Annotated in this window: 23 protein-coding genes; 10 read left to right on the top strand and 13 right to left on the bottom strand. The window is 39.0% G+C overall.

The annotated features are described in order from the left end of the window. Positions 1-46: 46 nt before the first annotated feature. Positions 47-1,516, top strand: a complete 1,470-nt coding sequence (locus AC1ECF_RS13710) for an aminotransferase class I/II-fold pyridoxal phosphate-dependent enzyme (protein ID WP_480389997.1) — start codon at positions 47-49, stop codon at positions 1,514-1,516. Positions 1,517-1,656: 140 nt separating this feature from the next. On the opposite strand, the gene AC1ECF_RS13705 is transcribed toward AC1ECF_RS13710, so the two are convergent. The 8 genes from AC1ECF_RS13705 to AC1ECF_RS13670 all read right to left on the bottom strand — a co-directional run bounded on the left by AC1ECF_RS13705 (position 1,657) and on the right by AC1ECF_RS13670 (position 9,960). Continuing rightward, positions 1,657-2,331, bottom strand: coding sequence for an LrgB family protein (locus AC1ECF_RS13705; RefSeq protein WP_480389996.1), 675 nt, complete (start codon positions 2,329-2,331; stop codon positions 1,657-1,659). Then, on the bottom strand, positions 2,328-2,705 hold the full coding sequence (locus AC1ECF_RS13700; RefSeq protein WP_480389995.1) for a CidA/LrgA family protein: 378 nt from the start codon (positions 2,703-2,705) through the stop codon (positions 2,328-2,330). The genes AC1ECF_RS13705 and AC1ECF_RS13700 overlap by 4 nt, the downstream gene beginning before the upstream one ends. Before the next feature lie 431 nt (positions 2,706-3,136). Next, entirely contained in the window at positions 3,137-3,952 is an 816-nt protein-coding gene (locus AC1ECF_RS13695; protein WP_480389994.1) for a polysaccharide deacetylase family protein, read from the bottom strand. Positions 3,953-4,170: 218 nt separating this feature from the next. After that, entirely contained in the window at positions 4,171-5,583 is a 1,413-nt protein-coding gene (gene lpdA / locus AC1ECF_RS13690; protein WP_480389993.1) for a dihydrolipoyl dehydrogenase, read from the bottom strand. A 3-nt stretch (positions 5,584-5,586) separates the two neighbouring features. Next, positions 5,587-6,954, bottom strand: coding sequence for a dihydrolipoamide acetyltransferase family protein (locus AC1ECF_RS13685; RefSeq protein ID WP_480389992.1), 1,368 nt, complete (start codon positions 6,952-6,954; stop codon positions 5,587-5,589). Between the two features lie 38 nt (positions 6,955-6,992). Then, entirely contained in the window at positions 6,993-7,970 is a 978-nt protein-coding gene (locus tag AC1ECF_RS13680; protein ID WP_480389991.1) for an alpha-ketoacid dehydrogenase subunit beta, read from the bottom strand. Between the two features lie 3 nt (positions 7,971-7,973). Continuing rightward, on the bottom strand, positions 7,974-9,086 hold the full coding sequence (gene pdhA / locus AC1ECF_RS13675; RefSeq protein ID WP_480389990.1) for a pyruvate dehydrogenase (acetyl-transferring) E1 component subunit alpha: 1,113 nt from the start codon (positions 9,084-9,086) through the stop codon (positions 7,974-7,976). A gap of 232 nt (positions 9,087-9,318) precedes the next feature. After that, a complete protein-coding gene (locus AC1ECF_RS13670; protein WP_480389989.1) occupies positions 9,319-9,960 on the bottom strand; it encodes a YkyA family protein in 642 nt (213 codons plus the stop codon). 135 nt (positions 9,961-10,095) lie between these two features. Between AC1ECF_RS13670 and def the strand changes: the two genes are divergently transcribed. Continuing rightward, positions 10,096-10,653: a peptide deformylase gene (gene def / locus AC1ECF_RS13665; RefSeq protein WP_480389988.1), complete on the top strand. Its 558-nt coding sequence runs from the start codon at positions 10,096-10,098 to the stop codon at positions 10,651-10,653. Positions 10,654-10,759: 106 nt separating this feature from the next. Here def and AC1ECF_RS13660 read toward each other — a convergent pair whose 3' ends face one another. From AC1ECF_RS13660 to AC1ECF_RS13650, 3 genes are all read right to left on the bottom strand, one after another. Further along, positions 10,760-11,293, bottom strand: coding sequence for a hypothetical protein (locus tag AC1ECF_RS13660; protein ID WP_480389987.1), 534 nt, complete (start codon positions 11,291-11,293; stop codon positions 10,760-10,762). 248 nt (positions 11,294-11,541) lie between these two features. Then, the gene (locus tag AC1ECF_RS13655) at positions 11,542-12,483 is read right to left on the bottom strand and encodes a carbohydrate kinase family protein (RefSeq protein ID WP_480389986.1); all 942 of its coding nucleotides are present in this window, start codon (positions 12,481-12,483) and stop codon (positions 11,542-11,544) included. 12 nt (positions 12,484-12,495) lie between these two features. Beyond that, positions 12,496-13,269, bottom strand: coding sequence for a Cof-type HAD-IIB family hydrolase (locus tag AC1ECF_RS13650; RefSeq protein WP_480389985.1), 774 nt, complete (start codon positions 13,267-13,269; stop codon positions 12,496-12,498). 275 nt (positions 13,270-13,544) lie between these two features. Between AC1ECF_RS13650 and AC1ECF_RS13645 the strand changes: the two genes are divergently transcribed. Together AC1ECF_RS13645 and rnjA are read left to right on the top strand one after the other, a co-directional pair. Further along, positions 13,545-13,754: a DNA-dependent RNA polymerase subunit epsilon gene (locus AC1ECF_RS13645; RefSeq protein ID WP_480389984.1), complete on the top strand. Its 210-nt coding sequence runs from the start codon at positions 13,545-13,547 to the stop codon at positions 13,752-13,754. 3 nt (positions 13,755-13,757) lie between these two features. Continuing rightward, positions 13,758-15,425, top strand: a complete 1,668-nt coding sequence (gene rnjA, locus AC1ECF_RS13640; protein ID WP_480389983.1) for a ribonuclease J1 — start codon at positions 13,758-13,760, stop codon at positions 15,423-15,425. 612 nt (positions 15,426-16,037) lie between these two features. Here rnjA and AC1ECF_RS13635 read toward each other — a convergent pair. Together AC1ECF_RS13635 and AC1ECF_RS13630 are read right to left on the bottom strand one after the other, a co-directional pair. Then, positions 16,038-16,697: a potassium channel family protein gene (locus tag AC1ECF_RS13635; RefSeq protein WP_480389982.1), complete on the bottom strand. Its 660-nt coding sequence runs from the start codon at positions 16,695-16,697 to the stop codon at positions 16,038-16,040. A 66-nt stretch (positions 16,698-16,763) separates the two neighbouring features. Then, positions 16,764-17,210, bottom strand: a complete 447-nt coding sequence (locus AC1ECF_RS13630) for a TlpA family protein disulfide reductase (protein WP_480389981.1) — start codon at positions 17,208-17,210, stop codon at positions 16,764-16,766. Between the two features lie 196 nt (positions 17,211-17,406). Here AC1ECF_RS13630 and AC1ECF_RS13625 point away from each other — a divergent pair, with 196 nt between their 5' ends. From AC1ECF_RS13625 to AC1ECF_RS13600, 6 genes are all read left to right on the top strand, one after another. Beyond that, entirely contained in the window at positions 17,407-17,949 is a 543-nt protein-coding gene (locus AC1ECF_RS13625) for a helix-turn-helix domain-containing protein (RefSeq protein ID WP_480389980.1), read from the top strand. A 14-nt stretch (positions 17,950-17,963) separates the two neighbouring features. Continuing rightward, positions 17,964-19,070: an ABC transporter ATP-binding protein gene (locus AC1ECF_RS13620; protein WP_480389979.1), complete on the top strand. Its 1,107-nt coding sequence runs from the start codon at positions 17,964-17,966 to the stop codon at positions 19,068-19,070. Continuing rightward, positions 19,060-19,878 carry an ABC transporter permease gene (locus AC1ECF_RS13615; RefSeq protein WP_480389978.1) on the top strand — a complete coding sequence of 273 codons (819 nt, stop codon included), beginning with the start codon at positions 19,060-19,062 and terminating at the stop codon, positions 19,876-19,878. Before AC1ECF_RS13620 ends, AC1ECF_RS13615 begins: the two co-directional genes overlap by 11 nt. Beyond that, entirely contained in the window at positions 19,865-20,668 is an 804-nt protein-coding gene (locus AC1ECF_RS13610) for an ABC transporter permease (protein ID WP_480389977.1), read from the top strand. The genes AC1ECF_RS13615 and AC1ECF_RS13610 overlap by 14 nt, the downstream gene beginning before the upstream one ends. Beyond that, the gene (locus AC1ECF_RS13605; RefSeq protein ID WP_480389976.1) at positions 20,665-21,738 is read left to right on the top strand and encodes an ABC transporter substrate-binding protein; all 1,074 of its coding nucleotides are present in this window, start codon (positions 20,665-20,667) and stop codon (positions 21,736-21,738) included. The genes AC1ECF_RS13610 and AC1ECF_RS13605 overlap by 4 nt, the downstream gene beginning before the upstream one ends. Before the next feature lie 261 nt (positions 21,739-21,999). After that, positions 22,000-23,181, top strand: coding sequence for an MFS transporter (locus AC1ECF_RS13600; protein WP_480389975.1), 1,182 nt, complete (start codon positions 22,000-22,002; stop codon positions 23,179-23,181). Positions 23,182-23,563 lie beyond the last annotated feature (382 nt).

Raw genomic sequence — 23,563 nt, 5'->3', positions numbered from 1 at the left:
ATTATATTAGTAGAATAAAAATTTCCGTATAGAGGTGGTATAAGAATTGTCACAATTAGAAACTCCTATTTTCGATGCGCTTTTAAAGCACCGAAATCGACACCCTATCCAGTTTCATATACCTGGTCATAAAAAAGGAAAAGGAGTAGACCCTGCATTTCGTGAATTTGTCGGCGATAATATCCTTTCTATAGATTTAATCAATATTGCTCCACTGGACGATTTACATTCTCCAAAAGGAGCAATAAAAAAAGCTCAGCAGCTAGCTGCAGAAGCATTTGGAGCAGATGAAACCTTCTTCTCTGTACAGGGAACAAGTGGTGCAATTATGACGATGATACTTACTATTTGCGGACCCGGAGACAAGCTACTCGTACCTAGGAACGTACACAAATCTATTATGTCTGCAATCGTTTTTGCGGGAGCGATCCCTGTGTTTATTCATCCAGAGGTAGACCAAGAGCTTGGTGTCTCCCATGGAATTTCTGTAGAGTCAGTAGAAAAGGCACTGGAAGCACATCCAGACGCTAAGGGACTTTTGGTGATTAATCCTACATACTTCGGTCTGGCAGCGGATTTAAAGAAGATTGTTGATTTAGCACATGCCAAAAACATTCCTGTTGTTGTCGATGAAGCTCATGGGGTTCATATTCATTTCCACGAAGCGCTACCGATCTCTGCGATGGAAGCTGGAGCAGACATGGCTGCGACCTCTGTGCATAAGCTAGGTGGCTCAATGACGCAAAGCTCCGTGCTAAACGTACGAGAAGGGTTGGTGTCCTCTAAAAGAGTACAATCGATCTTGTCCATGCTTACAACGACGTCCACTTCCTATCCGCTTTTGGCATCTTTAGATACTGCTAGAAGACAGCTTGCCATTCATGGAGAAGATTTGATTGGTGATGCCATTAGAATAGCAAAGGATACAAGAAAAAGAATCAATGCAATCCCCCATATCCGATGTGTGGGAGAAGAAATCTTAAAAACATCCGCAACGTATGATATGGATCCTACAAAGCTATTAATTAGCGTGAAAAATTTAGGAATCACCGGTTACGAGGCGGAAACATGGCTTCGAGAAAAAGCAAACATTGAAGTGGAGCTATCCGATTTATATAATATCTTGTGTTTAATTACTTTAGGAGATACAAAAAAAGAGGCAAACTTACTAGTAAACGCTCTTACTAGAATGGTAGCTGCACACGAATCAGAAGCAGCGGTTGTGGAGCCTTCTGTAACATTACCTGAAATCCCTGGTCTCGCTATGTCTCCAAGAGATGCATTCTATGCAACAACCGAGGCCATTCCCTTAGCCAAGGCAGCCGGCAGAATTTCTGCTGAATTTGTTATGGTCTATCCTCCTGGGATTCCTATTTTTATTCCCGGGGAAATAATTACTCAAAATAATATAAATTATATCCATATGAACCTTGAGGCTGGTTTACCGGTTCAAGGCCCCGAGGACGATACCTTAGAGATGATTCATGTAATTAAAGAGCAACAGCCGATATTTTAATGAGAAGTTTTAGACGGTCAAAAGTAAAACACCTATGATAAAAAATCGTAGGTGTTTTTAGATGTAATCATCTATTAGAATGACATTTTTGTAGAATAATTAGAAAACATAGCCTTTGCTATTTCGAAATACTTTTTGTTTCATAAAATTAACGCAAAGAGCGGTGAAACGAAAGCTCCAAAAATAGCGCTTAACGTCATTCCTACCGTTCCCATCGTTAAGGTTTCTTCACCATATTCGTTCAATTTAGTTAGCCCAATTCCGTGAGAGGCACTCCCCATAGAGATCCCTCGACTTACTGCACTTTCTATCCCACCATATCTAAATAATAGAGGTCCAAATAAAGCTCCTATCAGCCCGGCGATAATTACTAGAACTGCTGTCAACGTAGGGAGACCACCAATACTTTCACTAATTGGCATCGCTACAGGGGAAGTAATGGATTTGGGTAAAAACGAGAGTAAAACTTCTTTTTCGAAAGAAAAAATCTTAGATAAAATAGTTATACTAATCATGCCAGATAGCAATGCAACGAAAACACTCATCACTAAAGTCGGTAGATACTTTAGAAGCTTCTCTCTATGTATATAGAGCGGATATGCCATGCTAACAACCGCCGGCCCAAGCATTCCGTCAATCCATTTAGCACCTGACATATACGTCTCATAGGAAACATCTAGCAAACTCAAGATCATGACGGTTATAGTAGTCGTCGTTAAAATGGGCAGAAGCAACGGATAAGTAAATCTTCTATATACATACGTCATACCCACATACAGAAGAATGGTCCCTAAAATAACCACGATAGCTGTCATGAAGCCGTTTCCTCCTTCGCCCATTTCTTCAAAAAGAACTCACACACTCTCCCCGTTATAAAAATAGTGAAAATCGTACTTGCAATCAAAGAAAATAGCATAAGTCCTCCAGTCCAAGAAAGAAATTGAGGATATTTCATAATTCCCGCAGTAGCTGGAACGAAGAAAAGAGCAAGAAATGCTAACAAAAATCCTGCTCCATCTTTTATATAGCTAACAGGAATAATTTTCAGCTGTAAACAGATAAACAATAAAATCAGTCCAAGCATACTTCCAGGAAACGGAATAGAAAGCATCTCCACAATCAACGTTCCTAAGAAAGAGAATAGATATAAAAATACAATCTGAAATAGGATGAATACTATCTTTTTCATATAAGACCTCGAAAAGTTCCCCCTCCATTATTATGTAAGAATAGAAAATATTTTACGCTTATTCTGCCTACTTGTCTATGAATATAGTTCGTTTAGAAAACGGCCTAGGTAGACAGTTTTTTTGGGAAATGGTCACTTTTCGCTTGCAAAAAGTGGAGAGCATTCCCATGCTTTTTCCAATACAAGCGGTTTGTTGAACAATACGTGTGCTTGCAATTCAGTTACTTGCGGAGGCGGACCGGTTACTTGCGCTCGTGATGAGGTTACTTGCGGTTCCAGTAGATTTACTTGCGAATGTCAACCAAATTGCTAGCTACCGCTCCTGATCTAGCTAACCCTGGGTAGACAGGTTCTTTACAATCAACGCCTAATAAAAAAGCACCTACGATTCCCTACTATAAGTAGAATCGTAAATGCTTGTTACTGCCTGTTTAAAGTCCTTTAATTGTTTTAGGGTCGACAAAGCCAAAGCCTTTTGCTCGAAGACCTTCCACAATTTTCGGTAAGGCCGCCGCTGTCCACTCTCTATCATGCATCAGGAGATTTGCACCATTTGTTAAATAAGGTGTATTTACCATGATTTCTGCTAAGCTCTCGGCATCCATATATTGTTTTTCCCAATCGTAGCCATATGTCCAATTCATGAGGATCATGCCTTCTTGCTTTACAAGTGATTTACTAAAATCTGTATTTGCACCAAATGGAGCTCGGAAGAATTTGGGCTTTTCACCGATAATCTCTTCGATTGTTTTATTTAACTCCAAAATTTCATTTCGTTGCTGTTCCTCGGTACTATCTTTCAGATTTGCATGAGTTTGCGTGTGATTACCAATAGCAAAGCCTAGCTCATGGATTGTCTTTAGGTTCTTCTGTCCTTCTTCCGAATCAAGGAAGTGTCCATTTACAAAGAAAATGGCAGGAACCTCTAACTCTTTTAATGTTTTGGCCATTTCTACTGCATGCTTATCAGGCGCATCGTCAATCGTCATTAGTACAACCTCGGGATCAGCATCCGCAATAGGATCTAGCGTCCAGTTGGCAGGATTAAGTTCATAGAGCTCTTCCACTTGTTCTACAGGTGGCTCTTCCTCTACAGTCTCTTTTTCTACAACTTGTTCTGTTTCAAGCTCTTGAGAAGTAGTTATTGTATCTTGTGGCTTTTCTTCCACCTCTTTTGCTTCTTCACCACTACAAGCCCCTAACCCTAGTAACAAAGCTGCTAATAACATCTTAGTTGCATTTTTCATATGTATTCCTTCCCTTCTCTTTCTTCATTTTACCAATGTAGTTTCCCAGGTGACAGTGTATATATTCTCCATTCCCTATATTTTGGACAAAAAACAAGCATACATGCAGCTTATTAATACCCAAATATACCCGTGCTACCACTAGTCTATCTTGTTCCTATTTTAGGCAATAAAAAAAGTACGGAGAAAATATTCTCCGTACCCTTATGTGAAATAAATTATTTAGAGATAATGTGGATTGGGTGACCCATTACCACTTCTGCAGCTTCCATTGCAATTTCACCTAATGTTGGGTGAGCATGAATAGTCATCGCAATATCTTCTACAGTCATACCAGCTTCAATTGCAAGACCAAGCTCAGCAATCATGTCAGATGCTCCTTGACCTACAATTTGTGCACCAAGTAATAAACCATCCTCTTTACGTGAAACAAGCTTCACGAAGCCTTCTGCAGCATTTAATGCAAGCGCACGGCCGTTAGCACCAAATGGGAATTTCCCTGCTACTACGTCAAAGCCTTGCTCTTTTGCTTGTGCTTCAGATAAACCTACTGTAGCAAGTTCTGGATCTGTGAAGCATACTGCTGGGATTGCTAGGTAATCTACAACAGAGGATTGACCAGCGATTGCTTCAGCAGCAACTTTTCCTTCATAAGAAGCTTTGTGTGCTAATTGAGGACCAGCAACAATATCTCCAATTGCATAAATGTTTGGAATGCTTGTGCGGCATTGTTTATCTACTTCAAGTAAACCGCGCTCAGCAAATTTGATGCCTAGCTCCTCTAAGCCGATTTCGTCTGTGTTTGGACGACGACCTACAGTTACTAATACATAATCAGCTTCCACTGATTTTTCTTCTCCTCCAGCTTCGTAAGTAACAGTAACGCCTGTTTCTGTTTCTACTACACCTTTAGCAGAAGCCTTCACGACTACATCTACGCCTTTTTTCTTCAAGCCTTTTTTCACGATAGTAGTCATTTGTTTTTCGAAACCAGCTAGGATATCGTCTCCACCTTCGATAATCGTAACTTGAGAACCAAGGTTTGCATAAGCAGAACCAAGCTCTGTTCCGATGTATCCTCCACCGATTACTACTAATTTCCCTGGGATTTCTTCAAGGTTTAATGCGCCAGTTGAGTTAATCACACGTTTTGTATATTTGAAAGTTGGAATTTCAACCGGACGAGATCCAGTTGCAATAATAGCGTTTTTGAATTTATATGTTTGAGCAGAAGACTCATCCATTACACGAACAGTATTCGCATCTACAAAATAAGCTTCTCCACTAACAACCTCTACGTTATTCCCTTTCAATAAGCCAGATACTCCACTAGTTAGTTTCTTTACAACACTATCCTTGAAAGCTTGTGCTTTTGAAAAGTCAATTTTTACGTCAGTTGCTGTAATACCCATATCATCAGAATGCTTTGCTTGTTCGAAACGGTGACCAACAGAAATCAATGCTTTTGATGGGATACACCCAACATTTAAGCACACTCCACCAATGTGTTCTTTTTCTACTACAACAACCTTTTGACCAGTTTGTGCAGCACGAATCGCCGCTACGTAACCTCCAGGTCCTGAACCAATTACCAAAGTATCTGTTTCAATCGGGAAATCTCCTACTACCATTTTTTACGCCTCCATTAATAATAATTCTGGACTGCTTAGTAAACGTTTCAAATGATTTAACGCATGCTGTGCAGTCGCTCCATCGATCATACGATGATCGAAGCTCAAAGATAATGCTAACACAGGAGCCGCTACAATTTCACTATTTTTTATTACAGGTTTTTCTGAAATTCGACCAATTCCGAGTATTGCTACCTCTGGGTGATTAATAACTGGTGTGAACCACTGACCTCCAGCAGAACCAATATTCGTGATAGAGCAGGAAGCTCCTTTCATTTCTGCAGGAGATAGCTTACCTTCTCTAGCCTTAGTAGCTAGGGTATTAATTTCATCAGAGATGGCAAAGACAGATTTACGATCTGCATGCTTAATCACTGGAACTAAAAGACCTTTTTCTGTGTCAGCTGCAATACCGATATTATAATAATGCTTTTGAACAACTTCATTTGTTTCATCGTCATATGACGTATTTAATAATGGATATTCACGAAGCGTGCTTACTAATGCTTTTACCACATATGGTAAATAAGTTAGCTTAATGTTTTTCTCAGCTGCGATATCCTTGAATTTTTTACGATGAGCAACTAGCTCTGTTACATCTACTTCATCCATTAGCGTAACGTGCGGAGCAGTATGCTTCGAGTTAACCATTGCTTTCGCAATCGCTTTACGCATTGGAGAAAGCTTTTCTCTTGTTTCTGGGAAGTCGCCCTCTAAAGCAACTGGTGCTGTTGTTGTTTCTTCTGTTGTAGTGTTTGCTTCCTCTACTTCAGTAGAAGCAGCTGCAGCAGATGGCTGATCACCAGATAGGAACGCATCAATATCTTCTTTTAAAATACGACCATTGTTACCAGTTCCAGTAACTTTTAGAATGTCCACACCGTTTTCACGTGCATATTTACGAACAGAAGGCATTGCAATAATTCGATTATTAGCACTTGCTTCTTCTTTGACTGGAGCAATACCTACCGGTGTCTTTCCAGCCTCTGCTACTGGTGCCTCTTGATTGTTATTGTTAGAAGTCTCTACTGACTCCTTCTCCAAGTTTTGACCACTTTCATAAGTAGCTTGAACTTGCTCCTCTGTTTTCTTTTCCCCACCATGGTCTCCTTTAAACTGAAGATCCTCATAGCCAGGAGCGTCGAGCTTTACTAGTACATCTCCTACAACAGCAACCGTACCTTCTTCTACTAGTACATCTGTTACTTTCCCTTTTACAGGAGAAGGAATTTCAACGACTGCCTTGTCGTTTTGTACTTCACATAAAATATCGTCCTCTTCTACTTCATCGCCTGGTTTTACAAACCACTTAACAATTTCTCCTTCATGTATACCTTCTCCGATGTCAGGTAAACGAAACTCAAATGACAAAGTCCTCATCCTCTCTATAGTAAATAGTAAAAATTATATTAGAACGTTAACACTTTCTTAGCTGTTTCCATTATGTCCTTAGAGTTTGGAAGCCATACTGTTTCCGCTTGCGAGAATGGATATACAGTATCTGGCGCTGTTACTCGAAGCACAGGAGCTTCTAAGCTTAAAATAGCTCTTTCAGTGATTTCTGCAACTACGTTTGCAGCAATACCAGCTTGTTTTTGTGCTTCTTGTACAACAATCGCACGATTTGTTTTTTCTACAGAGCTGATAATTGTTTCAATATCTAGAGGCTGAACCGTACGTAAGTCAATTACCTCTACAGAATATCCTTCTTTTTCAAGCTCTTCTGCAGCTTTTAAGCTTTCATGTACCATCGCACCATATGCAATGATTGTTAAGTCTTTTCCTTCACGCTTCACATCTGCTTTTCCAAGTGGAATTGTATAAGACTCTTCTGGCACTTCTCCACGGAAAGAACGATACAATTTCATATGCTCTAAGAAAACAACAGGGTCGTTATCTCTAATAGAAGCAATTAGTAATCCTTTTGCATCGTATGGAGTAGATGGGATTACTACCTTCACACCTGGGCTAGATGTCATAAGTAACTCTAAGCTATCTGCATGCATTTCTGGTGTATGTACGCCCCCACCAAATGGAGAACGAATAGTTACTGGAGCATTGAATGCTCCTCCTGTACGGAAGCGCATACGAGCCAATTGGCCGCTGATCGAATCCATTACCTCATAGACAAATCCAAAGAACTGAATTTCAGGCACTGGACGGAAGCCTTGAAGTGATAACCCAACAGCTAGTCCACCAATTCCAGACTCAGCTAACGGAGTATCAAATACTCTGTCCTCTCCAAACTCTTTTTGAAGTCCTTCCGTAGCACGGAATACCCCACCATTATTACCAACGTCTTCGCCGAAGACTAACACATTTTCATCGTTTTTAAGCTCACAACGAAGTGCATCCGTTATTGCTTGAATCATTGTCATTTGTGCCATCGGTTACTTCGACTCCTTCTCTGTATAGTAAGCTAATTGCTCTTCTAAGTTATATGGATTTTCTTCATACATAATCTTCATTAAGTCTGTTACTTTTTGTTTTGGTGCAGCGTCTGCTTTTTTAATCGCATCTTTAATTTCCTCTTTTGCACGTTCGATTACTTCATTCTCTTTTTCTTCACTCCAAATACCTTTTGCTTCTAGATATTTACGGAAGCGAACAATCGGGTCTTTTTTCTCCCATGCAGAGTCTGTTTCAGATGTACGGTAACGAGTAGGATCGTCACCTGCCATTGTATGCGGTCCATAACGGTAACAAAGCGTTTCAATTAGACTTGGACCTTCTCCGTTCACTGCTCTTTCTCTAGCATCTCTTGTTGCTACATAAACAGCTAGCGGGTCCATTCCATCAACTAATATACTTGGAATACCTGCAGCTATACCCTTTTGAGCAATCGTTTTTGCAGCAGTTTGAAGTTCTCTCGGTGTAGAAATAGCATACTGGTTGTTTTGTACAATAAATACAGCTGGCAAGCGGTATGCTCCAGCGAAGTTGATTCCTTCATAGAAGTCCCCTTGTGATGACCCACCATCACCTGTGTACGTGATAGCAATTGATTTCTTGCCACGTTTTTGCATTCCCATTGCGACACCAGCCGCTTGGATATATTGTGCACCAATGATAATTTGTGGAGGGAAAACGTTTACACCTTCAGGTATTTGGTTCCCCATAAAGTGACCACGTGAGAAAAGGAACGCTTGCCATAAAGGTAATCCGTGCCACACAATCTGAGGTACATCACGATAACCAGGTAAGATGAAATCCTCTTTTTCACATGCGAAATGTGAAGCAAGCTGTGAAGCTTCTTGTCCCGCTGTTGGTGCGTAGAATCCTAAACGTCCTTGACGGTTAAGCGAAATAGAACGTTGGTCTAAGATTCTTGTGTAAACCATGCGCGTCATTAATTCCACTAAATCTTCATCTGATAATTTAGGGTCTGCTTCCTTGTTTACAATTTCTCCTTCTTCATTCAAGATCTGGAACATTTCAAATTTTTCTTCAATCTCTTGAAGCGTTTTCATAGGATCAAACTTCGATGCCTTTTTAGATGCCATTTAGCAACTCTCCTTTTGTTCTGTATTAAAATGTTTTCACGAACCGAGTAATACAACTTCATTTCCACCTTAGTATACTTAAGAATAAATGAAGGGTCAATCATCTAGAATCCTAATATTTTTTTATTAGAAAATTAGAAATATATTTAGCTGTTATAGTTCTTTTTTCTTCCTGTAATATATCAGGAGAATAAAAAAAGCAGTACTATTAAAGTACCACCTTTTCAGAAAACTATTCATCTTGTAGGACAGTAAAAGCTTCTCGCTTTACATCATTTAAACTAGCAGTTAGCTCATTAAAATGATCAACAGCTTGTTGAACAACCTCATTTTGCTTATTTACCTGTTCTACCTGGTCTTGTATTGTCCCAATATTAGCCTCTTCATCAAGTAACATATTATACAAGTCGCCTTGTAAAGCTGTTAGAGCATCATATTCACCGATTAGTTTATCATAAGCTTCATAACGATTTTTTAAGGCATTTTGTACTTTTTTGATACCTTCTTTTTCTACTTCGTCTTCTGTATCAGCAACAAGGGAAGTTAATTCTTCCATCTTTTCCTTCGCAGCTTCTATGGAAGTTTTTTCTTTTTCCACTAGAGCTATGCGTTCTTCCAATATTTTAGCAGTATCTTCCACCTGGACAGCAAGCTCATCCTGTTGATCTTGTGTAAGCTCCATCATTCTTTGAAAATTTGTTTGCTCTTTTATTTCAGTTTCTGCTAAGTCTGCTTGCACATCACGATAATCACTTTCTAATTCATAAATATCTGAAAGGATATTAGAAAGCTTTTGTTCCGTTGTATCACCAAAGGAACACGCAGAAAGGAGTAATAGCATGCAGAAGGGGAAAATATATCTCACTAGTTTCATTGCTCAACCTCCTATCTTCCTTTTAAACTATAATAGTTATGAGATGGAAATTCAACTGAACCATATGCTCTTTTTGTTTAGCTTACGTGTAACTTTCGTTATAATATATATATGAAAACGGAAAGGACGATTGAAATGATTTTAATGAAAGATATTATCCGAGACGGTCACCCAACCTTACGTAAAAAAACAGCCGAGATGACATTTCCATTGTCTGAGGATGATATTAAGCTGGCAAACGACCTTCTAGAGTATGTAAAAAATAGTCAGGACGAAGAAATTGCCAGCAAATATAACCTACGAGCGGGAATCGGACTTGCTGCTCCACAGGTCAATCAAGAGAAAAGAATGTTCGCTCTCCATTTAACCGATGAAAATGACGAACTAGTAAGCTTTGTAGCAGTCAATCCTAAAATAATCAGTCACTCTGTAGAAAAAACCTATATTACCTCCGGCGAAGGATGTCTTTCCGTTGACGAGGTAATCGAAGGCTATGTACCTCGTTATGCGAGAATTACCGCTACCGGCTTTTACCCAGATGGCACGCCATTTAAAAAACGCTTAAAGGGATTACCAGCTATTGCATTTCAGCATGAGCTAGACCATTTAAACGGAATCATGTTTTACGATCATATAAATAAAGAAAACCCTTATGCTGAAATACCAGATGCAACTCCATATAACAGATCCTAAAAACCCTCCTCGGAGGGTTTTTATTCTTTTTAATTTACTTAGAAAGAAAAACGATAAAGACACCTTCTTTTAGTTTCTCAATGGTTACAGAGATGATAGCTTCTTTCTAATTTAAAAAAAGCATTTCGATAAACGCTGTCTCTTTATTGTATATCTTATACATAAAGTACATCAAAATGATTATGGCAAAAAGGGGAGATGACTCGTCGAGCAATTCATCTATAAGAAAGATTGGTTTAAGCGAAAAATTTTCCTTTTTTATAGCAGCAATCTGTCTTCCATGGATTTTTACCTCGACATCCTTATTCCAATTTTCTTCCACTAGTAACTTTTCTCCTTCTATTTCTCCTACGACACAAAAGTAAAGCAAACTGCTTCCAGTCTTATCTTTTAAAAAGTAGTTTTTCCCCCCTACTTCTATCAAATATCTAGCACTCAGAAAATTATAAAAGCCTCTTTTTTTAATTCCCATGGACACCTTATTCCCTTTATTAGATGTAAAGGAAAAAGTATGTTCTTTTTCACAATCCAGGATGTCTGCTTCTCCAATAAAGCCTACACACTCTTGTTCTTCGTTTACCACCTCAAACGCTTTACCTCTGTCAATATACACAACCTCTCGAAAGAAATACTGCTTCAAGTCCCTCTCTCCTTAGACTGTCATACTTATCTAAATCAATCGACTTCCCATCGTTGAATAGCCGTACTAATTTTACGGGGAGGGATGATAAAAGTTCCACCTAACTTAACAGATATCGGAAGAATTTTATATGTATACCAGAATACCGAGCAAAGCCTCTATACTTGAAAAGTAAAACACACTGAATAATCCTTCTACAACGGGCTTGGACAAAAAAAACAAGAGGATCTATTTCGATCCTCTTGTTTTTATACGGAGACGATATCAGCTAACCTAGGCATTGCCGAAAGTGCACCCATTCTAGTTGCACACATAGCCCCCATCGAATTGCCAAATGAAATGTATCGAAGCCATTGCTCCATCGTTTGCGGAATACCTTCTTGTTGGATTCTTGTTAATACTCCAGCCATAAAAGCATCCCCTGCTCCAGTGGTATCTACCACTTCTATCTTTTCAACCGGAATGTGGTACCTTTCTCCACCAATTACGGCAAGTGTGCCCTCTGCTCCTAACGTCAACAAAATGACAGGAATATTATATGGCATCAATGCCATTAATCCATCCTCTCTATTCGTTGTTTTCGTTAGGAAGAAAAGCTCCTCATCTGTCATCTTCAAGATATCAACTTGTTGCATGAAATAAAGAATTGTTTCTCTACAAAGCTCCTCGCTCTCCCATCTTAACGGGCGAACGTTTACATCAAAGGACAATAGGCCATTATTGGACTTTATTTCTTCCACTATATTCCTCGTAGTTACTCTTGCTGTTGGATGGAAAAGTGTCCCGGAGCAAAAGTGAAAAACGGAGGCCTGCTGAAAGGCAGCCTGATTAATATTCATAAACCCCACTTGTAAATCAGGAGTTTCATCTATATAAGTGTGAAAGATTCGATCATTTTCAGGCGTTAAATGCACATAAACTCCACTAACACGTTTTTCTGGCACAAATTGACTGAAGGATAGATCAACACCTTCATTCTCCAGCTCTTTGCGAACAAATACCGAGGTCTCATCATCCCCTGTAATTGTAATGAAGGAGACGTCTCCACCTAGTCTTGCGATTCCGGCAGCGACATTCAAAGTGGCGCCACCTAAGAACTTCTCAAAGGTTCTGTTATGATGATCTTCTGCTATATAATCCACGAACGCATCTCCGTAGACAAGTACAAATTTTTTCTTCGACTCTAACATGAAAGTGCTCCTTTAAATTAATCTTAGCTGTTTCATCGCATTAACCAGACCATTGTCGTCTACTGTATCTGTCACAATGTCCGCGATGCTTCTTAGCTCCTCTACACAATTACCCATAGCTACCCCAGTTCCTACATATTGAAGCATTTCCCGGTCATTAAGCCCATCTCCAAAGGCAATGGCATCCTCCACACCCTTTTCAAGATGCTTAAGTAATAGTTCTATTCCCACTGCCTTGGATACGCCTTTCGGAAGAACATCACAGGAATGCTTATGCCATCTGACAAAGGATAGCTCTGGAAAGGCTTTTTCATATTCCTTTTGGGTATCTAAATCACAAAAAATAAGTGCTTGATGAATATCATTAGTTAAATAAAAATCTTCTCCATGGCGAGGAAAACCAATTTTCAACGTGGAAATACTGTTAATTACATGCTCATGACTAGGCTGGTTGGACACCATTTCATGCATGTCCATATAAACAAGCGGCTCGTTACGATTCGTTGCAAACTCCGTTAATCTCCCTAAAACCTCCTTACTCAAAGTCCCTTTATGAATGGTTTTATTTTTGAATTGAACAATTTGTCCATTATAGCATATATATGATTCAATCTTGAGTTGTTCGAAAATTTTTTTTGCGGTAAAAGGAGCTCTTCCAGTAGCAATAACAATCTCATGACCGTTGTGTCTAGCGGTTTCAAATGCATCCTCTACACCAGCTGGTATTTTCTTCTCGTTATCCAAGATGGTACCATCTATATCATAAATCAGTACTTTTTTGACCATAAATAAAAAACTCCCCTGTAAATTATTTGACTTTTCTGTAAAAATACTTTACACACTCTAGTTTTTTTTATATAATAACATTAAGGAGTGAATAGCCATGTTGAAACGCTTAAAAAAGAAACTGTTGCGACGACTCGGCGGAATACTCAGACAAAAAACGATCGCTTAAATGGGCTGCCCTTCAAAAATTGAAGGGCTTTTCTTTATTTTAGGGAAATGGCATGATATTATAAAGAGAATTGATATATTTGAACGTGAAAAAGGAGAGTATACAAATGATTTACAAAGTATTGTATCAAGAAAACGCTAATCAGGTGCCAGTTCGAGAAAATACCAAGAGCTTATACGTTAAGGCAGAATCAGAAAGAGAAGTCCGTGCAATTCTGAAGGATCGAAACTATAACATCGAGTTCATCCAACTGCTTGAAGGTAAACATTTAGAGTTCGAACAAGCAAGTCCAAATTTTCAGATTGTGAATGAATAGTCTATGAAATTTGTTAAAAACGATCAAACAGCTGTTTTCGCGCTTGGCGGACTAGGCGAAATCGGCAAAAACACGTACGGCGTTCAATTTCAAGATGAGATTATCTTGATTGACGCAGGAATTAAGTTTCCAGAGGATGAATTACTGGGTATTGATTATGTTATTCCAGACTACACATACCTAGTAAAAAATGTAGATAAAATTAAAGGACTCTTTATTACCCATGGGCATGAAGATCATATCGGGGGAATTCCATATCTCTTGAAGCAAATCAACATCCCAGTTTATGGCGGGAAGCTCGCATTAGGGCTTCTTCGCAATAAATTAGAAGAGCATGGTTTATTAAGACAAACCAAAATGCATGAAATTGAAGAAGATGATGTCATCAAATTCAGAAAAACGGCAGTAAGCTTCTTCCGCACTACACATAGTATTCCAGATGCTTTTGGTATAGTTGTCAAAACGCCTCCTGGCAATATTGTGCATACAGGTGACTTCAAGTTTGACTTTACACCTGTAGGAGAGCCTGCCAACTTAACGAAAATGGCTGAAATCGGTAAAGACGGTGTACTATGTCTCCTTTCAGACAGTACCAATGCCGAGGTTCCAAATTTCACTATGTCAGAACGTAAGGTTGGAGAAAGTATGGACTCTATCTTCCGTAAGGTTGATGGAAGAATTATTTTTGCAACCTTTGCGTCTAACATCCATCGCCTTCAACAGGTAATCGATGCAGCGGTTCATCATAATCGCAAGATTGCCGTGTTTGGACGAAGCATGGACAATAATATTACCATTGGTCGTGAGCTTGGCTATATCACAGCACCAAAAGAAACATTCGTTGAAGCAAGCGCAATTAACCGCTTGCCAGCGAATGAAGTCTTAATACTCTGTACTGGAAGTCAAGGGGAACCTATGGCTGCATTATCTAGAATTGCCAACGGAACCCACCGTCAGATTCAAATCCAGCCAGGTGATACAGTTGTATTCTCCTCTTCTCCAATTCCAGGAAATAGAGCGAGCGTCAACCGTACGATCAACCTTCTATTCCGAGCTGGTGCAGATGTAATCCACGGTTCACTTAACAATGTGCATACATCTGGACATGGTTCACAAGAGGAGCAAAAGCTGATGCTTCGTTTAATGAAGCCAAAGTTTTTCATGCCTATCCACGGTGAATATCGTATGCTGAAGCTGCATACAGAGCTTGCAGTGGACTGTGACGTTCCAGAAGAAAATACCTTTATTATGGATAACGGTGATGTCCTCGCATTAAGTGCAAACGAGGCACATGTTGCCGGCCGCATCCCTTCTGGTGATATTTATATCGATGGCAGCGGAATTGGAGATATCGGAAACATCGTTTTACGAGACCGACGCATCCTTTCAGAAGAAGGCTTAGTAATTGTTGTAGTAAGTGTAGATATGGAAAAGAAAAAAATTGTCTCCGGGCCTGACATCATCTCTCGCGGATTTGTTTATATGCGTGAATCAGGCACCATGATTAATGAAGCCCAGCAAATGCTAAACAAGCATTTACGCTTCACTATTCAGGACAAGTCCTTAGAATGGTCTGACCTAAAAAATGAAATCACCGATATGCTTAGTCCTTATCTATACGAAAAAACAAAGCGTCGTCCAATGATTTTACCAATTATCATGGAAGTATAAATACTGATAAACTTTAGCTTTTTTAATAGCTAATAAATTTTGAAAAGAAGGCACTTTCTGTCCAATCGGATAAGAAAGTGCCCTTTTTTCATTGTCTGGTCCTAATAGATTGCTAGTCCTACCATTTTGAACGAGAATAAAGTCTCCCTATCTGAGAGTAAACCCTCGGCGAATGGGAATAACCGAAAATGCCCTAACAAAATCCCCTGCGGATACTGGCCATACCCTTCTACCATTTTTTGACCGAGAATAAAGTTCCCCTATCTGAGAGTAAACCACCGACGAACGAGAATAAAACCGCTGAATGAGAGTAAAGCTTCTCCAACCGAGAGTATCCAGCCCCTATCCGAGAGTAAAAACCCAACAAACGAGAGTAACCGAAAATGGTGGAACTAAATCCCCTGCGGACACCGGCCATGCCCTTCTACCATTTTGAAAGAGAATAATACTTCTCTATCCGAGAGTAATAACCCGTCGAATGAGAGTAAACCCCACCCAACCGAGAGTAACCGAGAATGACTTAACAAAATACCCATAAAACACCAGAACAAAAAAGCGAGTACGTGATCATCCATCGATCACGTACTCGCTCTGTATTATTTTTCATTGCCATTATGCGAAAACCTTTTTCTCAAATCGAATAATATCCACATCGGCTCCTATGATTATCATTACGTCATCTAATTGAAGGACATCTTGGGCCTGCGGGGATATCATCAAGTTATTCCCTCTTTTCACTGCTACTATGTTAATACCGTATTTCGCTCGAATGTCTAGGTCTATAATAGAGTGACCCGCAATTTTTTCATTTACTCTTATTTCCATAATGGAATGCTCATCTGAAAGCTCCAAGTAATCTAGGACGTTATTAGAAAGTATATTATTTGCAAGTCGTATCCCCATATCCCTTTCAGGATGGACTACTTGATCTGCACCTATTTTTTTTAAAACCTTTTCATGGTAATCATTTTGTGCCTTTACAGTTATCCTCTTTACACCAATTTCCTTTAGCATAAGCGTAGTTAGGATACTCGATTGGATGTCATCGCCAATTGCAACAATGACGTGCTCAAAATTTCGTATCCCCAAAGATTTTAATACTACTTCATCCGTTGTATCTGCTATGACTGCTTGGGTTGCGATAGAGGAAAATTCATCTACTCGCTCTGATACGATATCAATTGCCATTACATCGGCTCCTTGCTCGATCAGTTCCTTTACGATGCTGCCACCGAAGCGCCCCAAACCTATTACCACGAACTCCTTGCGCATGTTCTTTCCCCCTAGTGCCTACTTGCCACTAGTTTACCACAAACCAATATATACCGTTAAGAAATATTACATCATTTCATTAATTAGGGTAATTAACCGCTGCTCCAATATTCGCAATCCAATTTCACCCGATTGGCGGTGACGATAACTTCCCTTTTTATCAAATAGATAAAAATTAGGTACTGTCTGGTTTCCAAGCAATCTTGTATAGGAAGAATCATTATCCACTAAAATGGGATACGTCATCCCTAACCTACTCGCTTTTTCTCTAATTAACCTCAAATCCGTGTCCGCTTGCATTCTTGGCATATGAACTCCTACTACATGGAACCTGCCCTCATATTTTTGCTGAAGTTTCTCCACCCATGCGGCTGTTCCCTCGCAGGCTGGACAGCTAACCGACCAAACAAACAGTAGGATTGGTTTGGTCCCTACTAAAGCATCCTTCTCCACGTAACTATTTATCCAGCTTGCTGAGCTAGGAAAAGCTGGTAGACACTCTCTTAATCGCATGACAACCTCTCCTTTTTTCTTCATCCCCTCTACTATATGCAAGGGAAAAAGGAGAAAACGATTTTGCCTTATTAGTCGAAATAATTTATTTTATTTTTTTTATAAAAAGTTGTTAAAGTAAACTTAAAGTTGTGTTAGAATAAACTTTGCTTTAGGAGAAATTACTCTTACAGAGACAAAAAAGGACGAAATACGTATGGAAATAGGAAAAAAAATTAAAAAATTGCGTCTAAAGAAGGGGTTAACGCAAGAAGAGCTGGGTGAAAGAACTGATTTAAGCAAAGGATTTATATCTCAGCTAGAAAGAGATCTTAACTCTCCTTCTATTGAAACACTTTTTTCGATACTGAACGTTTTAGGCTCCAAGCCGAAAGATTTCTTTGATGACGATGTCTCCGAGGAAAAAATCGTTTATGGAAAACACGAACAGACGGTTTATGTAGACGATGAAAAGAAATTTCAACTAAATTGGCTAATTTCGGAATCCAATGAAAATGAAATGGAGCCTGTCAAGATTACCTTTGAAAAGGGCGGACAATTTAGGGAATTTGAGCCCTCCTTATCCCAAACGTTCATCTATGTGTTAAAGGGACGCGTTGAATTAACGTTTGGAAAGCAAAAGCATTTAGCTTCTGCTGGGGAGTCCATCTATTTTGAGGCATCTGAGCAGCATCTATTAAAAAACGCTGCTGAAGGAATCTCCGAGGTTATTTATGTTGTTACCAATTCTTATTTATAAATGGAGGGCTAAAAATGTCAGATACACCTATTATTCGTTTTGAAAATGTCACAAAACATTATGACGAGGATACTACTGTATTAAATAACGTCAACTTTGAACTAGAGCGAGGGAAATTTTACACGCTTTTAGGACCTTCTGGTTGTGGGAAAACAACCATTCTTCGCCTGATCGCTGGCTTCATGCAACCATCAAGCGGGAACATATATTTTAATGGCAAAAAAATTAATAACCTGCCGGCAAATGAAAGACAAGTAAATACCGTTTTTCAAGACTATGCCCTCTTTCCACATCTAAATGTATTCGACAACGTGGCATTCGGTCTTCGCATAAAAAAATTGCCGAAGAAAGAGATAGAGGAAAAAGTAATAGAAGCATTAAAATTTGTTAACCTTAGTGGCTATGAACATAGAGAAATCTCTGAAATGTCTGGTGGTCAGCGTCAGCGTGTTGCCATCGCTCGAGCGATTGTAAACGACCCTGAAATCATTTTGTTGGACGAGCCGCTCTCAGCGCTTGATTTAAAACTTCGTTCTGAAATGCAGTATGAGCTTCGTGAGCTTCAACAGCGCTTAGGGAAAACTTTCATTTTCGTTACCCATGACCAGGAAGAGGCACTTGCCATGTCAGATGAAATTTTCGTATTAAATGCCGGCAATATTGAGCAAAGTGGAACTCCTATGGACATTTATGATGAGCCAATCAACCGTTTTGTTGCAGATTTCATTGGCGAATCAAATATCGTACCTGGAACGATGGTTGCTGACTTCCGCGTGCAAATTGGTCAAAAAGAGTTTGAGTGTGTGGACCAAGGCTTAAACCCAAACGAAAAAGTAGATATCGTAATCCGTCCAGAGGATTTAGAGATCACTTCTGTAGAAAAGGGAAAAATGAAAGTAAAAGTAGATACGCAGTTATTTAGAGGAGTGCACTACGAGTTATCTACTTATGATGAAGAAGGCAATGAATGGCTCGTACATTCTACTAAAAAGGCAGCAGTTGGTGAGATGATAGGTTTAGATTTTGACCCAGAGGCAATTCATGTTATGCGTTTAAACGAAACAGAAGAAGAATTTGACAAGCGTCTTGAATCCTATGGAGAAGACAGCCATGCAAACTAAGCAAAAACGACTGTTTTTAATTCCCTACTACGCTTGGATTTTAATCTTTGTTATTGCACCTATCGCCTTAATTGCCTATTATTCTTTTCTTGATTTAAATGGGAACTTTACTTTAGAAAACTATCAAAACTTCTTTACTTCTGTTTATCTAAAGCTAACGCTTAGTTCCTTTTGGTATGCTTTTTTAATCACACTTTTTTCTTTATTAGTGGCTTATCCTACTGCCTATTTGTTAACGAAAACTAGACATAAGCAGCTTTGGCTACTTTTAATCATTATCCCTTCCTGGATAAACCTATTATTAAAAACTTATGCGTTTATCGGGATTTTTGGACTGTACGGTCCAATTAACGCCTTCTTAGGTGTCTTTGGTATTACAGAGCAGCAAATTTTATTTACTGATTTTAGTTTTATATTTGTATCTGTCTATATTTTTATTCCGTTTATGATTCTTCCAATCTTCAACTCTTTAGATAAGCTAAATCCTTCGCTTATCGATGCAAGTAGAGATTTAGGAGCTTCAAGCTGGACTACCTTTTCCAAGGTAATTTTCCCACTGACGATTAATGGAGTGAAAGCGGGAATTCAAGCGGTCTTTATCCCTTCCCTATCTTTATTTATGATTACTCGATTAATCGCAGGAAACAAAGTAATTACACTAGGTACAGCTATTGAACAGCAATTCCTAGTTACCCAAAACTGGGGAATGGGGTCAACAATCGCTGTTTTCTTAATCATTTTCATGGTCATCGTCATGGCGATTACTGGTCAAAGAGAGAAGGGGGTTATGCCAAATGGAAAAAACTAAGCTTTCCGCTAAGATTTATTTAGCGATCGTCTTTATTATTTTATACACCCCTATCTTTTATTTAATTTTCTATTCGTTCAACAGTGGCGGAGGAATGAATAACTTTGAATCCTTTACGCTTGAGCATTATGGTGCGGTCTTCTCTGATACCAGACTTATTATGATTTTAATCAATACGGTGATTGTCGCATTGCTATCAGCACTTTTCTCTACCGTTATAGGGCTATTTGGAGCTTTAGGGATTGTCTATATACGAAACAAATCCTTACGTAATTCTATCTTGTCCTTGAATAACGTATTGATTGTAAGCCCGGACGTAGTAATTGGGGCATCTTTCTTGATTTTATTTACAACGATTGGTGTGAAGCTAGGCTTTGCTTCTGTTTTGATTTCCCATATTGCATTTAGTATTCCAATCGTTGTGTTAATGATATTGCCAAAGCTGCAAGAAATGAATAGCTCGCTGATTGATGCTGCAGCCGATTTAGGTGCCACAAGAAGAGACATCCTTACAAGAGTTATCATTCCATTTATCAAACCAGGAATTTTTGCAGGATTTTTCTTAGCACTAACATATTCATTAGATGATTTTGCGGTTACCTTCTTTGTAACAGGAAATGGCTTCTCTACACTGTCAGTGGAAATCTATTCTATGGCAAGAGCAGGGATCACTTTAACGATTAATGCTTTATCCGGTATTATCTTCGTTGTTACCCTTGCACTAGTTGTTGGCTACTACTTTATTAGCCAACGTGGAAAAAACCCTATTGGAATGGGGGTAAGAAAATGAAGGAAATCGTAAGAGCTGGGATTGCAATTCTAGTTGCTTCTGTGGTTCTTCTTTTCGTAAACCACTATTTAAACCAGAGCTCTGGTAGAAGCAGCACCGACACGGTGACTATTTTTAACTGGGGAGAATATATCGACCCAGAATTGATCGACCAATTTGAAGAGGAAACTGGCTACCGCGTGGTCTATGAAACGTTTGATTCCAATGAAGCGATGATGACAAAGATAGAGCAAGGTGGTACTGCGTATGATATAGCTGTTCCATCTGAGTATGCGATAGAAAAAATGAAGGAAAATGATTTATTGCTTCCTATTGATCATTCTCTTTTGCCAAACTTAGAAAACATTGACCCGTACTTCCTAGATCTATCCTTTGATCCAAAGAACCAATATTCTATCCCTTATTTCTGGGGGACGGTTGGAGTTGTATATAACCCTACCCTATTAGAGGGACAAACGTTTGACTCCTGGGATTCACTTTGGGACCCTTCTCTAGAAGGTCAAGTGTTACTTGTGGATGGAGCACGCGAGATCATTGGCATGGGCTTAAATAGTCTTGGTTATTCACTCAACTCAACAAATGAAGCAGAGCTGAATGAGGCACTTGAAAAGCTAAACAAACTAACTCCTAACGTAAAAGCGATTATTGGAGACGAGGTAACACAGCTGATGATTAATGAAGAAGCTGCTGTCGCAGTCACATTTTCTGGACAAGCGGCAGATATGATGTGGGAAAATGAAGACTTAGATTTTGCTGTTCCAGAAGAAGGCTCTAATCTATGGTTCGATAACATGGTTATCCCAAAAACAGCTGCCAACGTGGAAGGTGCACATGCATTTATCAACTTTATGCTAGATGCCGAAGTAGCTGCTCAAAACGCCGATTATGTAGGCTACTCTACTCCGAACTCCGGTGCAATGGAGCTATTAGATGAAGAAGTAGTAACAGACGAACGCTTTTATCCACCAGTTGAAGCACGTGAAAACTTAGAGGTTTATAATAACCTTGGGTTAGAAATGTTAGGTGTTTATAACGAATTATTTTTAAAATTTAAGATGGGTTCTATTTAACTCTGTGGTCGAGCTTATGCTCAACCACAGTTTTTTTCGAAAAAAATTATTTTCGTGTCTCGAAAGTTTTTATTCGGTAGCAAATATGTTATTATCTTTAAATGTAGTATTATGTTTTATTGGGAACCAAAGAGGATAGATAGTATAGGATAGATTCGGTTGGTTCACTATAAATAGATAGTTAACAGGCTACTCCGTTTCGTCATATGGAGAGCTGCTATAAGAAATAAACAATATAGAATGAAGGAAGCAGGAATCAACATGGAAACAAAGCAGAATAAATTTGCTCTATATATTTTAATGTTTAATATGTTTATAGCTATGTCCGGTATTGGATTAGTTATACCAGTAATGCCATCCTACCTAGAAACATTCGGGATAGGCGGCCAGGCATTAGGGTTTATCATTGCCTGTTTTGCATTAGGACAATTTATATTCTCTCCCCTAGCTGGAGAACTGTCTGATAAAATTGGTCGAAAAAAACTCATTATGATCGGTCTTGCTATTTTCTGCTTGTCGCAGTTTTGGTTTGGAATGGCAACCCACGAATGGATGCTCTATGCTGCACGTTTTCTTAGCGGGATAGGTGGAGCCTTCTTAGTACCAGCTACCATGGCATTTGTAGCAGATATAACAAGCATAGATGATCGCGGAAAAGGAATGGGATTGCTAGGTGCATCCATGTCATTAGGTTTTATGATTGGACCTGCTCTCGGTGGTTTTTTAGCAGGAGTTAGTTTAACCTTTCCATTCTATGTAGCAGCACTTGCAGCTCTACTTTCATCGATTTTGTCCTTCTTTGTCTTACCGGATGTTAAAAATCCAATAGTACCACCTGTAACAGGGAAGGCTCAAAATAATATACTTTCTCAAATGAAGCAGTCCGTACACACACCATACTTTATTATGCTGATTATCATATTTGTATTTTCATTTGGAATCGCAAATTTCCAAGCTACCTTCTCTATGTATGTAGATCACAAATATGACTACACTCCGCAGCGCATTGCCGTAATTTTAACAGTAGGTGGTTTTGTAGGGGTAATCATCCAAACCTTCATCGTGGATAGATTATTTAAACGATTTGGTGAGCTAAATGTGATTTTATACAACTTATTAGTTGCTTCCTTTTCGTTACTTTTCTTCTTCCTAATCGACAATTTCTGGCTAATTCTACTAGTAGCAACGATTTTCTCTACTGCCACTACGTTAATTCGTCCAGCCGTTAACACTGCGGTCTCAAAGCTTGCAGGTGACGGACAGGGCTTTGCAGCTGGGATGAACAATGCATATATGTCATTAGGAAATATGATTGGACCTGCTCTTGCAGGGACGCTATTTGATATCAACTTGAATATCCCATTCATAGTGGGTACGGTTATCCTATTCCTTGCGTGGGTAATTACGATCATTTGGATGAAAAGAAAACAGCCTGTACTTTAATTTCATGATGTAGATAAAAATAACAGCGTGTCCTTCTGAGTAGTAATTTTGGAAGGACACGTTTTTGCATGGAGGAAAGTGGCGTGCTGGTGTTACCACCGCTGAAGCAATGTTCTATGGAGATATCGGTTAAAGAAGTAATATCGATGGGACAAAACTGTTCCTTTTTGGATGGGTATTATCCTTTTGCATTTATTGATTAGGCTCTGTTAAAGTTTATTGTTGATAAATATTTAAAGAAAAACGGAACTTCCATAAGCTTGGAAGTTCCGTTTGTTTTGTTGTCTTATTAAACTAACGCCCCAGTTAGTGAAATTTTTAAAAAGGTTTGACCACCATTAAATACAAAATAAGAAGGGGAATTATCGTTGATATTATCCCA

The sequence above is a fragment of the Psychrobacillus sp. Z3-81 genome (assembly GCF_056620325.1).
This window is presented reverse-complemented; position numbering and strand designations above follow the sequence as displayed.

Bases quoted from the DNA above. Each gene is read 5' to 3' on its own strand.
- AC1ECF_RS13600 (WP_480389975.1), top strand. From the start codon at position 22,000: ATGGAAACAAAGCAGAATAAATTTGCTCTATATATTTTAATGTTTAAT.
- AC1ECF_RS13625 (WP_480389980.1), top strand. From the start codon at position 17,407: ATGGAAATAGGAAAAAAAATTAAAAAATTGCGTCTAAAGAAGGGGTTA.
- AC1ECF_RS13605 (WP_480389976.1), top strand. From the start codon at position 20,665: ATGAAGGAAATCGTAAGAGCTGGGATTGCAATTCTAGTTGCTTCTGTG.
- AC1ECF_RS13645 (WP_480389984.1), top strand. From the start codon at position 13,545: ATGATTTACAAAGTATTGTATCAAGAAAACGCTAATCAGGTGCCAGTT.
- AC1ECF_RS13670 (WP_480389989.1), bottom strand. From the start codon at position 9,960: ATGAAACTAGTGAGATATATTTTCCCCTTCTGCATGCTATTACTCCTT.
- AC1ECF_RS13630 (WP_480389981.1), bottom strand. From the start codon at position 17,210: ATGCGATTAAGAGAGTGTCTACCAGCTTTTCCTAGCTCAGCAAGCTGG.
- def (WP_480389988.1), top strand. From the start codon at position 10,096: ATGATTTTAATGAAAGATATTATCCGAGACGGTCACCCAACCTTACGT.
- AC1ECF_RS13610 (WP_480389977.1), top strand. From the start codon at position 19,865: ATGGAAAAAACTAAGCTTTCCGCTAAGATTTATTTAGCGATCGTCTTT.
- AC1ECF_RS13635 (WP_480389982.1), bottom strand. From the start codon at position 16,697: ATGCGCAAGGAGTTCGTGGTAATAGGTTTGGGGCGCTTCGGTGGCAGC.
- AC1ECF_RS13650 (WP_480389985.1), bottom strand. From the start codon at position 13,269: ATGGTCAAAAAAGTACTGATTTATGATATAGATGGTACCATCTTGGAT.
- pdhA (WP_480389990.1), bottom strand. From the start codon at position 9,086: ATGGCATCTAAAAAGGCATCGAAGTTTGATCCTATGAAAACGCTTCAA.
- AC1ECF_RS13695 (WP_480389994.1), bottom strand. From the start codon at position 3,952: ATGAAAAATGCAACTAAGATGTTATTAGCAGCTTTGTTACTAGGGTTA.
- AC1ECF_RS13705 (WP_480389996.1), bottom strand. From the start codon at position 2,331: ATGACAGCTATCGTGGTTATTTTAGGGACCATTCTTCTGTATGTGGGT.
- AC1ECF_RS13680 (WP_480389991.1), bottom strand. From the start codon at position 7,970: ATGGCACAAATGACAATGATTCAAGCAATAACGGATGCACTTCGTTGT.
- rnjA (WP_480389983.1), top strand. From the start codon at position 13,758: ATGAAATTTGTTAAAAACGATCAAACAGCTGTTTTCGCGCTTGGCGGA.
- AC1ECF_RS13700 (WP_480389995.1), bottom strand. From the start codon at position 2,705: ATGAAAAAGATAGTATTCATCCTATTTCAGATTGTATTTTTATATCTA.
- AC1ECF_RS13615 (WP_480389978.1), top strand. From the start codon at position 19,060: ATGCAAACTAAGCAAAAACGACTGTTTTTAATTCCCTACTACGCTTGG.
- AC1ECF_RS13655 (WP_480389986.1), bottom strand. From the start codon at position 12,483: ATGTTAGAGTCGAAGAAAAAATTTGTACTTGTCTACGGAGATGCGTTC.
- lpdA (WP_480389993.1), bottom strand. From the start codon at position 5,583: ATGGTAGTAGGAGATTTCCCGATTGAAACAGATACTTTGGTAATTGGT.
- AC1ECF_RS13620 (WP_480389979.1), top strand. From the start codon at position 17,964: ATGTCAGATACACCTATTATTCGTTTTGAAAATGTCACAAAACATTAT.